Here is a 13,255-nt window from a genome sequence, read left to right as displayed (position 1 = left end):
CAGATTCCTTTCTTCTGACCCGCTCAGCTGTTGCCTGCGTCGCGCAGGTAGCCTTCGTGCCGTTCGTCATCCACGAACAAGCCCACCTTCTCCGGGCCATCGGTGACGACCTCCTCGGTGAGTCCGTCGCCATCAGTGTTTCCGCTCAGCCAGCGGCCATCCGGCAGCTGCATCGAATAGGCAGCGCCCGCCAGCGGGGCACCGGCGTGATCGCGCACCAGGAAGCGGGCGCGGCAGGGCGCGATACCCAGCGTGCGCAGCGGATAGGCCAGGGAGGCCGGGCCGATGAAGCTCGGCTTGCCCGCATGCACCGTCAGGGTTCCCGGACAGTTGAACTGAATGTTGCCGCCTTCGATCGTCAGGCTGGCACCGCCTTCTACCTGTATGACCAGCGCACGTCCCGCAGCCAGTGCGACCGCCGCATGCGCACTGGCCAGGCGCTGTGATTGCCGCGACTGCAGCTTCACCGCGTCGCCCTGCGCCTGGATGTCGACCGTCTGCTGTCCGGCACCGATGGTCATGCCGGACGCACTGCCAGAGGCAGAGGCCGAAGCCAGCACGCCGACAGACTGCGACGCATGAAGCCGCGCGTGGCCTTTCACCACGGCCTGCCCGGCAAGGCCAGCCCCCAGAAGCAGGCTTTGCCCCGCCTGCCAGAACAGACCCTGCCCCGCCACCAGCGCCTTGCGTGGCGCAACCATGCCCAGCAGGGGTGCCGTGCAATGCGGGACACCACTGGCTGCAGCCCTGTCACCGGCAGCATCACGCGCGCAGCCGAAGTCATTCGCAGCAACCACGCCCACTGCTGCGTCGCGCAGGGGCGCCAACGCAGTCAAGGCATGCAGCGCGGCAGTACCGTGCAGGCCCGCGCTCTGGCCGAATGCAGCACCCAACGCACCACACTGGGCCAGCAACGCGCCGGCCTGCACCGCCGTCCCCGCGGGTTGGGCATGCCCTGCCGGGTGCGCACCGAGCCACAGGCCGCGCTCACTGCGCACCACGCCTGCCGCGTCGCTGCGCAGCTCGAAGCCTTGCCCGCGCAGGCTGCCCCGATGATTGCCGCGCTGATGGATGACGTGGCCCAGGTTCAACTGGGTGGTCGCCTGTGTCGTGGCCAATTGCAGGCGGAGCTGGTCGTCGGTGTCGTCGAACTGGAGCGTGGAGCCTCCGTTACCGCCCCATTCGCGGGAGCTGATACCCCACAGCGCACCGGGATGGCGATGCGCCTGCTCGCCTTCGCCCGCCGCATGCCAGGCCGGTGCGTTGCCACCGGCAAGATTGCCGGTGCCACCGACGCGCGTATCGCAGGCCTGCGCATGCAGCGCTGGGTCGTTCTCGCCGCGCCCGTTGTACAGGGCGCCCAGTACGATCGGGCGCTGCACGTCCCCCTCCAGAAAGCCCACCAGCACCTCCTGGCCCACGCGCGGCAGGAACTGGCTTCCGACTCCCGGACCCGCAAACCGCTGCGCCACGCGCAACCACGCGCTGTGCGCTGGCCTGCCGGTCGCATCCATCAGTGGAAAGCGCACGCGGATCCGCCCGAGCGCGTCAGCGTGCACGCGATCACCTTCGGCTACTCCGGTGCGATCGTCAGGACCGATCACAATGGCCGTCTGCCGCCCCACCACCTGGGCTTCCCCTTCCTGTTCCGGCGCCCGAGGACGCCAGGGACGCTGGCGGTCAACGGCATGGAACGCGGCCGCATAGCCCAGCTGCTGGGCATGCCGCTGCAGCGCGTCGGGCAGGAACCCTTCAGGCTGCAGGCCTTCGCCCAAACGATGCGGGAGCAGACGCTCTGGCAACCGATTGACGCCCGCATGCTCCACCGATGTGAGCAGCAGCTCGGGCACCTGCTGCGGCGACCACTGGCTGATGCTGGACCACCTGCCGGCGGCCAGCCCGCGCACCGTCGCAATGCCCTGCCATCCATGCCGGTCGGCCTCATGGCGCTGGGCCAGAAGCACGGCACGCCGCTCGGCCTCCGCACGCGACTCGAAGGCCTGGGCGCCGCACGCCTGATACTGCTCGACAGGCGAATGGCCGCCGCCGTCCATCGGCAACTGGACCGCCAGCGTGCGGTCCTGCAGATAGTCGTCGCTGGCCATGCTCAAGCGGCGCGGGCCCAGCCGCGCATGTCGGGCAAGCTGCACTACGCTGTCTTCCTGCTCGGCTGCGTGGCCACGGTGGAAGCGCAGCGCGCCAGCGCGTGCCGACAGCGGGTCCTGCGGCAAGGTCGCGCTGTCGAAGAACAGGACGATCCGATGCAGCGCGGGTGCCTCGGCGTCCGCCTCGACACACCAGCCGATGCCTTCTTCGGCCAACAGGCAGGCCACGAAGTCCATATCCGACTGGCGATACTGCACGCAGTAGTGACGCGGCGGCAGGGCGTCCAGGCGGACCCGTGCATCATCGCTCCAGAGCCAGCGGGCACGTGCCTGATGCTCGGCGAACACGGCATCCACGATCTGCCTGACGGTTGCGTCACGGAAGACGCGGCTGTTGCGCTGCTGGCCCAGCCACCAGGTCCATGCGGCAAGGCGAATACGGTAGCGGGTGAACGTGCGATCGCCGTCCAGCCGACATACCTCGCGCACCAGCCCTGCCCGTGGAATGTCGCGCCCCTGCGCATCACGCGTGTACAGCGTTGCAGGCCGGCCCAGCCAGTGTTCGCAGGCCGCATCCGCGTGCGCCGCAAGTACGTCGATGTGGTTATCCAGGCCTTCCGACAACGCTTCGCGCCCGCGCCAGCGCTCCACCCGCAGAGCCCCTGCGCCGGGCAATTCAAAACGGTGCAGCAGCGCTGCATCCTCATGCGCATGCAACGCGTGCATATGGCTTACACCCCGTACACCACCCTGGCGTACTTCTGTGCGCAGGACCCTAGCAACGGGCAGGGCCGGGTGAAATCAGAATGCTACGAATGTGGTCTGGAACGGTCCGGCAGCGACGCTGCGTCGCCGATTTCGGGGTGAATCCCGCTTCTTGAATCCTGACCCGCACTCGGCAAATCATGCAGATCGCGACAGGCATCCGGGCGATGCATCGCGGACATCCACGGCCCGCAGCGGTCGGGTTCCGGTAGAGGCCAACCTTGGTTGGCGCTTTCGCTCTCCCGCGTGCCAACCAAGGTTGGCACCTACCAGAAGCGGTGGTCGCCCCATGTCGACACAGTGCGCATCACAGGCATCTGGGCGATGCATCGTGGACACCCACGGCCAGCAGCGATCGGGTTCCGCTAGAGGCCAACCTGGGTTGGCGATGTTGACCTCCCGCGTGCCAACCAAGGTTGGCACCTACCAGAAGCGGGGATACCCCCATGTCGACCCAGTGCGCATCACCGGCATCCGGGCGATGCATCGCGGACATCCACGGCCCGCAGCGGTCGGGTTCCGGTAGAGGCCAACCTTGGTGGGCGCTTTCGCTCTCCCGCGTGCCAACCAAGGTTGGCACCTACCAAGGGCGCGATGATGCAGGCGGACGGGGTCCGCCCCCAATCACCGGCTCATCGAATACGGCGCCTGCGCGCCCTGCCCCGGCCAGTCCTTGTTCGGCTCGGCCTGCATGCTGAAGCGCAGTTCGCCACCGGCCAGGATCTCGTCGTGGCGCAGGAAGGTGCGCTGCAATGGTTTGCCGTTGAGGCTCACGCTGCCCACGTAGGTGTGCTTGTCGTCCAGCCCGTCGGCCACGATGGTGAAGGTCTTGCCGTTCGGCAGGCGCATCGCGGTCCTGGGCAGGAACGGGCGGCCCAGGATGTACTCGCCCGAGCCCGGCGCCACCGGATAGAAGCCCAGCGCGGTGAACACGTACCACGCCGACATCTGGCCGACGTCATCGTTGCCCGCCAACCCATCGGGGCGATCGGCGTACTGGGTGTCCATGATCTGCTTCAGGCGCGCCTGCGTGCGCGACGGCTGGCCGGCATAGGCATACAGGTAAGCCACGTGATGGCTGGGCTCGTTGCCGTGCGCGTACCAGCCGATCAGGCCGGTGATGTCTTCCATGTGCTCGAAGATGGACGGATCGACCTTGGCATTGAACACTTCGTCCAGACGCGCCAGCAGTCTATCGCTGCCCCCGTGTGCAGCGGCCAGGCCGGCCACGTCCTGCGGCACATACCAGGAATACTGCCAGGCATTGCCTTCGGTGTAGTCGGTGCCGTAGCCGCTGGCACTGGGGTCGAACGGCGTGCGGAAGCTGCCATCGCGCTTGCGTGCGCGCATGAAGCCGGTGTCCTTGTCGAAGGCGTTGCGCCAGTTGCCGGCGCGCTTGTCGAAGGTGGCGGCCACATCGGTCTTGCCCATGGCCTGCGCCATGCGCGCGATGGTCCAGTCGTCGAAGGCGTACTCCAGTGTCTTGCTGGCCGCTTCGCCTTCCTCGTCGATCGGCACGTAACCCAGCTCGCGGTACTGCGCGATGCCGTCATAGGGACCGTAGTTCGCGGTCTCGACCATCGCCTTCAATGCCTTGTCGGCGTCGAAGCCGCGGATGCCCTTCACGTACGCATCGGCGATGACCGGCACCGCGTGGTAGCCGATCATGCACCAGTCTTCCAGGCCGTGGAACGACCACACCGGCAGCATGCCGTAAGGGCTGTGGTCGTGGTGGGCGAGCATGGAATTGACGAAGTCGCTGTTGCGCTTCTCCGGCTGCACCAGCGTCAGCAGTGGGTGCAGCGCACGGTAGGTATCCCACAGCGAGAGCGTGGAATAGTTGGTGTAGCCCTCCGCCTTGTGCACGGCGTTGTCCGAGCCGCGGTATTGGCCGTCGGCATCCATGAACAGCGTCGGCCCCAACATGGTGTGGTACAGCGCGGTGTAGGCACTGCGGCGTGCGTGCTCTGGTGCATCGATATCGAGCACCGACAGCGCCTGCGTCCATTCCTGTTTCGCTTGGGCGCGCACCCGATCGAAATCGAAGTGCGCCACTTCGGCGTCGAGGTTGGCGATGGCGCCGGCCTCGCTGACCGGTGAAATGGCCACCTTCACCACCAGCGGCGCGTCCAGCTTGCCGAACGCGAACGTACCGACCAGCTGCCGGCCCTCGATCTGCGCACGCTGCGCCGGGTCCTTCTCGCCCGGCGGCGGGAAGCCCTTGTAGACGATGTCCTGCTCGGTGTTGTGCAGTTCATGCCCGGCCAGCGGACGCGAGAAGCGCATCGCGAAGTACAGCTGGCGGCCCGGCGCCCAGCCGCGGGTTTCGCGGAAGCCGGTCACCGTGCCATCGGCGCGCACCCGCACCCGTGACCACAGCACCTTGCCCGGGTAGTCGTACATGCTGGTGCGCATGTCCAGCAGCACCTTGGCGTCGGTGCCCTTCGGGAACGCGTAGCGGTGTACACCCACCCGCGCACTGGTGGTCAACTCGGCGCGCACCTTGTAGTGGTCCAGGGTGACCGCGTAGTAGCCCGGCTCGGCCTTCTCATCGTCGTGGCGGAAGCGCGAGGCATAGCCGCTGCGCGGCTTTTCCGGGTCGCCGCGCTCCAGGCCCGGCGTGCCGGTGAACGGCATCAGCAGGATGTCGCCCAGATCGGAGTGACCGGTGCCGGAAAAATGCGTGTGCGAGAAACCGACGATGCTGCTGTCGTCGTAGCGGTAGCCGGCCGCCCAGCCATAGGCCTTCTCGCGCGGCTGGATGCGCGTGTCCGGGCTGAGCTGGACCATGCCGAACGGCACCGTGGCACCGGGATAGGTGTGGCCTTCGCCGCCAGTACCGATGAACGGGTCGACCGCCGCATAGGCGCGCTCGGCGGGTGATTTCGGTGTGGCGGCCAGGGCGGTACCGGACGCCAGCATGGCAGTGGCGGCGACGGCGATCAGGAAACGACGGTCCAGCGTGGGCATCGGCATTTGGATCGATTCAGGCGATGGCCGATGCTAGCACCGGCATTCGGGCATCGCATGTTGCGCTGCGGCTGAATGAATGCAAAGGCGACAAAAGTTGTCCGATTTACTATGCAACTTATTGCATGGTTCGACCTTCTGCGGCTCACCAGACTGGGTTCAAGCCCAAAGCGGCGCGTCAAAGCCACCGACGACATTCCCGCTAGTAACGAGATTTTCGTCACGTTTTGAATCGCCCGGGCAGGAAAAGGCACCCGAATCACTTTGTCTTCACGCAATCAGGGCGTTTCATTCACGCCGACGAAGTGAATGCGGTTTCTTTCCTGAAGTTCCATACCCACAGGAGTTCCGTCATGCAGATCGCAGTTCGTCGTTCCCTTGCGCTGGCCATTGCCAGTTCTCTTGTCCTGGGCGTTCCTGTCTACGCTGGAACCCTCACTCCCGGCCAGTCGGCGACCGTGCAACCCGGCGATGTGCCGGAAGCGTGGGCTCTTACCGGCGCCGAACTAATCGTAAATCCGGGTGGACGCACGCTCAATATTGTCGCTGGGCAGCAGTCTCAACTAAACGTCAGTGGTGCGCAGATTTCAGCAAACCTGACCAATGGTGGCATACAGCTTCAGACGAGCACGTTGACACTTTCCGACTCCACCGTGATCAATAGTGCTGGACGAGCCCTAACCCTCGCCAGTGGTACCGCTGGTGGTGGATCCACAGCCAACATCAGCAACAGCCAGCTTACTGGCGTGGGACTGGGCATCAGCGTCTTCGCAAGACCGGGAGGGGGGCGCTCCACGCTTAACCTTGATCACACCCAGGTGACAGGAAAGCTGAGCACCTCCACCATTCCGTCGCTGCAAGGACATGGCATCCTGCTGCTTGAAGCGGCAGACGTGCTGATTGGCAACGGCAGCGTGGTCACTGGGGAAGTCAACGGTGTCTATGCTGTAGGCAATGAGAGAATTCCCGAGGCCTCCACGTTGGTGATCGACGCGTCCCGTGTTGAGGGCAAGGCAGGATCCGCGCTGATTGTAGGCCCGGTACGCACTGGTAGCGCGGAACCTGACATCAGCTTCACCGCCCGCAACGGTGCCGAGCTCGTCGGCAGCAACGGCAACCTGCTCGAAGTCACCGCCGCCGCCGCCACCGTCGGCTTCACCGTCGACAACTCCAAGCTCACCGGCAACATCATCAACACCGCTGGCAGCACCGTGAACGTGGCACTGAACAACAGCGCCACCCTGCTCGGCAGCACCCAGAACATCACCTCGATGGCGGTGGACAATGCGCGCTGGCAGCTGAGCGGCAACAGCAGCACCGGCAGCCTGTCGCTGGGCAATGGCGGCGAAATCGCCCTGGGCGACGGCTCCGCCTTCCACACCCTCAACGTGGCCGGCAACTACACCGGCAACGGCGGCACGCTCACCTTCAACACCGTGCTGGCCGGTGATGACGCGGCCACCGACAGGCTCATCATCGGCGGCGACACCAGCGGCAGCACCCACGTCCGCGTCAACAACATCGGCGGCGGCGGCGCGCAGACGGTCGAGGGCATCGAGCTGATCCAGGTCGGCGGTGCCTCCAATGGCCAGTTCAACCTCGCTGGCCGTGCCGTGGCGGGCCAGTACGAGTACTTCCTGCACAAGGGCACCGGCACCAATGGCAACTGGTACCTCCGTTCGGAGTTGCCCGATTCCGGCGACCCGTGCGATTTCGACCCTACCCTGCCCGAGTGCAAGCCGATTGATCCGATTGATCCGGTCGATCCTGTAGACCCGGTCGATCCGGTGGACCCGGTGCCGCTGCTGCGTCCTGAAGTCGGCGCGTATCTGGCCAACCTGCACGCGGCGCAGACCATGTTCCGCCTGGGCTACCACGACCGCCATGCCGGCCAGAACAGCGGCCGCGCCTGGGCACGCGTGGACGGCTCGCGCAACGGCTTCGATGCCATCAGCCGCCAGCTGGATATCCGTGGCAACAACCAGGCGCTGACCGTGGGCGCCGACGTGTGGCGTCACGAGTCGGGCAGCAGCGTGGGCGTGATGCTGTCCACCGGCAACGCCAGCAGCACTTCCACCAATGAAGTGACCCGCTACTACGCCCGCGGCAAGGTGAAGGGCGAAGCGCTGGGCATCTATGGCACCTGGCGCGGCGGCAACGGCGCCGATCCGTATGCGGGCTTCTATGTGGATGGCTCGGTGCAGCGTGCGCAGTTCCGCAACCGGGTGCAGGGTATTGGCCTGGAAGAGGAACGCTACGACAGCCGCGCCTGGCAGGGTGCGGTGGAAACCGGCTACGCGTTCCGCGTGGGCGGCGCCAGCAATGGCGGCATCTATCTGGAACCTCAACTGCAGGTGGGCTACAACCGCTGGGACAGCAACCGCCACACCGAAGCCAACGGCACGGTGGTGGGCGCCGAGAACGCCAACGGCATGTTCGGCCGCGCGGGCCTGCGCCTGTCCGGCGTGACCCGCTGGGGCAACGGTGCCGCCGAGGTGCAGCCGTACCTTGCCGCCAACTGGCTGCATACCCGTGCCGAATCGCAGATCCGCATGGATGACGAGCTGGTGGATGCGCGCATCCCGCGTAGTCGTGGCGAGTTCAGCGGCGGCGCCTCGGTGAAGTTCAGCAACGGCATCGGCGCCTGGGGCGGCCTGTCGCTGCAACGGGCCAGCGGCTACCACCAGACCAGTGCGCAGGTGGGTGTCAGTTACAGCTGGTAAGGAGACGTCTTCGGCCCGCAGCCAGTTCGATTGAGGGCTGACAACGGGGCGAGAGGTGTGGCCGTTGAACAGGAGTTCTCGGCCGCTGCATGGAAGGCGCGACAGGGATGGTCGCGCCTGACATGTTTATGTAGGAACCTGATGTGGTGAATGATGTGATCTTTCGATCCTGCCGGTTTGGCAGAGACAATCAATGGGCGTTCGCGCCGTGATGTGTGCAGGATGGCGCCGCAGCGGACATACCGGTGCCGGGATTGGAACCCCCGAAAAGAAAGAGGGACAGACATCGCTCGTCGTAAATGCGACGGGCACTGCCCGCCACCCTCGCAGTGGCCATCACACCCAGGGAGTTCCCGCATGATCCACGAACGTCCGCTCAGCCCGGCCATGGAGTCGCTGCTCCATCGCATCGAACAGGCCTTCAACAGCGCCGAGGGCATGGCCATCCTTATCGGCGAGCAGTACGGCCCCGAGCCGAAACCGCCCGCGCCGATGGGCTACAACCCGAAGCAGATTGCCACGGCGATGATCATGCTGAGCCAGCACGGGCGATGCCTGCTGCAGGCACTGCGTGAGGAGGCGGAAAAGGTGACGCTTCACTGAGCCGGATGGGGTGAGCCGGCACTTGCCCGACGCTCTGGGCCGCCCTACCCTGCGCCCAGACCAGGGAGAACCCGCATGGCCCGCCACGCTGCACGATGGATCGCGATTGCAGGAATGATCGCCACCGCCTCTGCTGTCCATGCCGATCCGCCCCCACCGCCACCCGCCGTTGCCCGCACCGCGCAGGACGACTACACCATCCTGCGCCTGCTGGTGACCGACGATCAGGGCCGCCTGCTGCTGGAACACAACCGCAGCGGCTGGATGACGCCTGCCGTGCGCGCCAACCGCAAGCAAAGCGTGCAGGAAGCATTGCGGCAGCTGGCAACGGAGCTTGGCCTGCAGGTGTCACCGTTCACGCTGGCGGCCCTCTACAGCTATCGTTTCAACGAGGACCCGCCCGACCCGACGCACGACGCGGTGTCGTTCCGCCAGCACTATCGTGCCTCGCTACGCAGTGGGCAGCCACCGGCCACGACCGCGGAAAAACAGTACCGCTGGGCGAGCCGCGACGAAGCTGCCGCCCTGATCGGAATGCAGGCATTGCGCATGGAAACCCTGCAGGTGCTCGACCACCCCGAAACGCTATGGGGTGGCGCCTTCGAGTTGTCGTTCAAGGGCGATGAGGCCACCGGCACCGAGCTGATCGAGCCGTTCTACCCGTTGCGCTAGCCGCGCGCGTAACCGCACTCAATCCGGCAGTGCCGCCTGCAGGGTTGCAAGGTCGGCACTGTCCAACGGCCGCACCACCCGTGCCACCTCGTGGCCGTCATGCAGCAGCACGGCGGTCGGCCACAGCTTCACTTTGAACGCACGGCCCAGCGGCTTGCCCTTGCCATCCTCGATTTTCCAATGCACCAGATCGTTGGCATCGACGAAGGCCTGCAACGCCGCCTGTGCGGCCTGGCAGTGGCCGCACCACGGTGCGCCAAATTCCAGCAGTTGCCAGCCCGGCTGTGCTTCCACATCCGCATGGGCCGGCTCTGCCGAGAGGTGATCACGCATGAACGGCATGTGCGTTACGCCGCCAGCGCCTTCTGGATATCGGCCAACGGTGCGTTGGTCAGATCCTTGGCGATATCACCCAGCAGGCGCGACTGAACTTCTTTGTGCAGCAGCGGACGGATGCGGCCCAGCGTGGTCGGGTCGGCCACCAGCACCAGGTGCGCATAGCGGTTGTTCAAGGCATCGTCGTTGAGCTGCTCGGCGACCTGCTTGGCGAAGGTGGCTTCATTGAGCTGTGAGATCGACATGTCCTTGGGCACCGCGCCGGCCGGCCCCTGACCCGAGACGCCCTGCTCGCTGATGTCCTGCAGGCGCAGCTCACCTTCCTGCTTCAAGGTGAGTTGATGCTCGTTGCCAACGTTGGTGAACACGCGGGCGGAGCCGCCATCGGCGACGATGATGAGCGTGCCTTCGGGAATGCGACGGGTCATGCAATGTTCCTTGTGGAGTGCGTTTACCTGCACCGTAGCCAGCCCTGCGTGAGCGGCGCGGCCACAGTTCGTTCAACGCATGTCATCACACACGCGCTGCAGATGAACAGGCGCGATGGAACACAGCGTGCAGATCGGGCGGCTTCGCTGCATGCTCACGCCGATGCCGTTATGATGAACGGATGATCGACACGACCCACTACGTGACGGGCGCACCTGTTACGTGGGAAGCACTGCCGACCGGCGCTTCGCTTGCCACGCATGTTCCCGCCCTGCATTTCCATCGCCTCGCGCTGGATCCTGGCGGCTGACGCCCGCAGGCCCTTCTGCCTGCATTCCCCACGCTGATGTGACACCCGGCCGCTGACTGCGCTGCCGCCGTGATCCCGTTTCCGTGTTTCCGCCTCTGTGGCGGTGCCGTGCCGTGCGCGTGGCATCGCGCCTGCGCCTGTTCCCGGAACACACCCCATCGCTCATTCCCCCACCTGACAGGGAGCCTCCATGCAGGACACCCCCGATTCACACGCCCATTTCGGCTGGTTCAAACGCCGCCGCCATTTGAAGGTCGATGAGATCACCGTTGTCGACAAGCCCATGCTCAAGCGCGCCGTGGGCGCCGCTGCACTGGGCAATGCCATGGAGTGGTTCGACTTCGGTGTATACGGCTATCTGGCCGTCACCATCGGCCAGGTGTTCTTCCCCTCCAGCAACCCCACCGCACAGGTGATCGCCGCCTTCGCCACCTTCACCGTGGCATTCCTGGTGCGGCCGCTGGGCGGCCTGGTGTTCGGCCCGCTGGGCGATCGTTACGGCCGGCAGAAAGTGCTGGCGTTCACCATGATCCTGATGGCGCTGGGCACCTTTGCCATCGGCCTGATTCCCTCCTACGAGCGCATCGGCATCTGGGCGCCGGTGCTGTTGCTGCTGGCGCGCGTGGTGCAGGGCTTTTCCACCGGCGGCGAGTATGGCGGGGCAGCCACCTTCATCGCCGAGTACTCCACCGACCGCAACCGTGGCCTGATGGGCAGCTGGCTGGAGTTCGGCACGCTGGGCGGCTATATCGCCGGTGCCGGCACCGTCACCGCGCTGCACATGCTGTTGAGCAGCGAGCAGATGCTGGACTGGGGCTGGCGCATTCCGTTCCTGGTGGCCGGCCCGCTGGGCCTGCTCGGCCTGTACATGCGCATGAAACTGGAGGAAACCCCTGCGTTCCGCGCGTTCGCCGAGGAAGCGGAGAAGCGCGAACATGACCGGCCCGGGCTGGGCGCGCTGTTCCAGGTGCACGGCCGCCAGCTGCTGGTATGCATGGGCCTGGTGCTGGTGTTCAACGTCACCGACTACATGCTGCTGACCTACATGCCCAGCTACCTCAGCGTCACCATGGGCTACGCCGAGAGCAAGGGCCTGCTGCTGATCATCATCGTGATGCTGGTGATGATGCCGCTGAACATCGTCGGCGGATTGTTCAGTGACAAGCTGGGCCGCCGCCCGATGATCATCGGTGCGTGCATCGCGCTGCTGGTGCTGGCGGTGCCGTGCCTGCTGCTGGTCGGCAGCGGCAACGACTGGATGATCTTCCTCGGCCTGATGCTGCTGGGCCTGGCGCTGGTGTGCTTCACCAGCTCGATGCCGTCCACGCTGCCGGCGCTGTTCTATACCCCGGTGCGCTACAGCGCGTTGTCGATCGCCTTCAACGTGTCGGTGTCGCTGTTCGGTGGCACCACGCCGCTGGTGACCGCGTGGCTGGTGGAGCGTACCGGCGATCCGCTGGTGCCGGCCTACTACCTGATGGGCGCGGCGGTGATCGGCCTGGTGACCATGCTGTTCGTGAAGGAAACCGCCGGCCTGCCGCTGCGCGGTTCACCGCCGGCGGTGGGCAGCGACAAGGAAGCGGCCGCGTTGTTGAAGAGCGACGTGCCGGTGACGGTGGACCCGAGCTTGCCGCCGTTGCCCGACGTTGCAGAGCCCGAGCAGGTGAAGCCGGCCTGAGGCCCAGCGCAGAACGCCATCCACGCATGGCATGGATCTACCGGGCGGTGTTCAATTCCATCGCGCGCATCACGATGGGCTTGGCCCAATCCGGGGTGTGCAGCAGTTCGGCCACCGACACCGGGTACTGCAGTTGGCCCTGCGCCACCGCCAGCACCGGCAGTGGTTCGACACAGCCCTCGGCATCGGCCGGGGCGCTGTTGTCGTAGACATGCAGTTCGGCCAGGTGCGGCAGCAGGTCCAGCAGGTTCTCGCGCGCGGAATCAAAACGCGCGTGGATCTTCTCGACCGGAATGTCGTGGCCACCGGCTGCCACCCGCGCGGCCACGCGGGCGATGTGCAGCTCGACGTTGGCCAGGCCACAGAACCAGATGGCGACGTGGTGCCGTTCGCAGGCCTCGCGCAGCAGGCGCGGAATGGTGTTGCCGCCCAGCGTGGTCTCGAAGGCAAAATCGGTGCCATCGGCCATCGCCTGGCGCAGGCGGCGGGTGCCTTCCTGCCACGCTTCGGCGTTGGCCTCGGGCAGCGGCCAGCCGGCCTCCACCAGGCGCCGGGTGAACGCATCCGGGTTGAACCAGCTCAGCCCTTCGGCTTCCAGCCAGGTGCCCAGCAGCGAACTCTTGCCGGCGCCATTGACGCCGGCCAGCACCAGGATCCGCCCCAT

At 66.0% G+C, this 13,255-nt stretch carries 10 protein-coding genes; 5 read left to right on the top strand and 5 right to left on the bottom strand.

Going from position 1 to position 13,255, the window contains the following annotated elements:
* Window positions 1–23: 23 nt before the first annotated feature.
* A complete protein-coding gene (locus ACMZPQ_RS20610; RefSeq protein WP_414486263.1) occupies window positions 24–2,831 on the bottom strand; it encodes a type VI secretion system Vgr family protein in 2,808 nt (935 codons plus the stop codon).
* Between the two features lie 663 nt (window positions 2,832–3,494).
* Complete coding sequence (locus ACMZPQ_RS20605; RefSeq protein WP_197580534.1) at window positions 3,495–5,846, bottom strand: GH92 family glycosyl hydrolase; 2,352 nt, start codon at window positions 5,844–5,846, stop codon at window positions 3,495–3,497.
* Window positions 5,847–6,658: 812 nt separating this feature from the next.
* Here ACMZPQ_RS20605 and ACMZPQ_RS20600 point away from each other — a divergent pair.
* The 3 genes from ACMZPQ_RS20600 to ACMZPQ_RS20590 all read left to right on the top strand — a co-directional run bounded on the left by ACMZPQ_RS20600 (window position 6,659) and on the right by ACMZPQ_RS20590 (window position 9,838).
* Window positions 6,659–8,563, top strand: coding sequence for an autotransporter family protein (locus tag ACMZPQ_RS20600; protein ID WP_312646142.1), 1,905 nt, complete (start codon window positions 6,659–6,661; stop codon window positions 8,561–8,563).
* Window positions 8,564–8,920: 357 nt separating this feature from the next.
* A complete protein-coding gene (locus tag ACMZPQ_RS20595; RefSeq protein WP_008267939.1) occupies window positions 8,921–9,166 on the top strand; it encodes a hypothetical protein in 246 nt (81 codons plus the stop codon).
* A gap of 75 nt (window positions 9,167–9,241) precedes the next feature.
* Window positions 9,242–9,838 carry an NUDIX hydrolase gene (locus tag ACMZPQ_RS20590; protein WP_197580536.1) on the top strand — a complete coding sequence of 199 codons (597 nt, stop codon included), beginning with the start codon at window positions 9,242–9,244 and terminating at the stop codon, window positions 9,836–9,838.
* An 18-nt stretch (window positions 9,839–9,856) separates the two neighbouring features.
* Here ACMZPQ_RS20590 and ACMZPQ_RS20585 read toward each other — a convergent pair whose 3' ends face one another.
* A complete protein-coding gene (locus tag ACMZPQ_RS20585) occupies window positions 9,857–10,180 on the bottom strand; it encodes a thioredoxin family protein (protein WP_006448591.1) in 324 nt (107 codons plus the stop codon).
* Window positions 10,181–10,185: 5 nt separating this feature from the next.
* The gene (locus tag ACMZPQ_RS20580; protein ID WP_197580537.1) at window positions 10,186–10,602 is read right to left on the bottom strand and encodes a host attachment family protein; all 417 of its coding nucleotides are present in this window, start codon (window positions 10,600–10,602) and stop codon (window positions 10,186–10,188) included.
* 182 nt (window positions 10,603–10,784) lie between these two features.
* Between ACMZPQ_RS20580 and ACMZPQ_RS20575 the strand changes: the two genes are divergently transcribed.
* Together ACMZPQ_RS20575 and proP are read left to right on the top strand one after the other, a co-directional pair.
* Entirely contained in the window at window positions 10,785–10,913 is a 129-nt protein-coding gene (locus ACMZPQ_RS20575) for a hypothetical protein (RefSeq protein ID WP_008265219.1), read from the top strand.
* Between the two features lie 190 nt (window positions 10,914–11,103).
* Window positions 11,104–12,591: a glycine betaine/L-proline transporter ProP gene (gene proP / locus ACMZPQ_RS20570; protein ID WP_053449897.1), complete on the top strand. Its 1,488-nt coding sequence runs from the start codon at window positions 11,104–11,106 to the stop codon at window positions 12,589–12,591.
* A gap of 37 nt (window positions 12,592–12,628) precedes the next feature.
* On the opposite strand, the gene ACMZPQ_RS20565 is transcribed toward proP, so the two are convergent.
* The gene (locus ACMZPQ_RS20565) at window positions 12,629–13,255 is read right to left on the bottom strand and encodes an ATPase (protein WP_197580538.1); all 627 of its coding nucleotides are present in this window, start codon (window positions 13,253–13,255) and stop codon (window positions 12,629–12,631) included.

This window comes from Stenotrophomonas maltophilia (assembly GCF_047497515.2).
GTDB lineage: Bacteria > Pseudomonadota > Gammaproteobacteria > Xanthomonadales > Xanthomonadaceae > Stenotrophomonas.
Note: the sequence above shows the minus strand (reverse complement) of the source record. Positions and strands in the feature narration are given on the sequence as shown.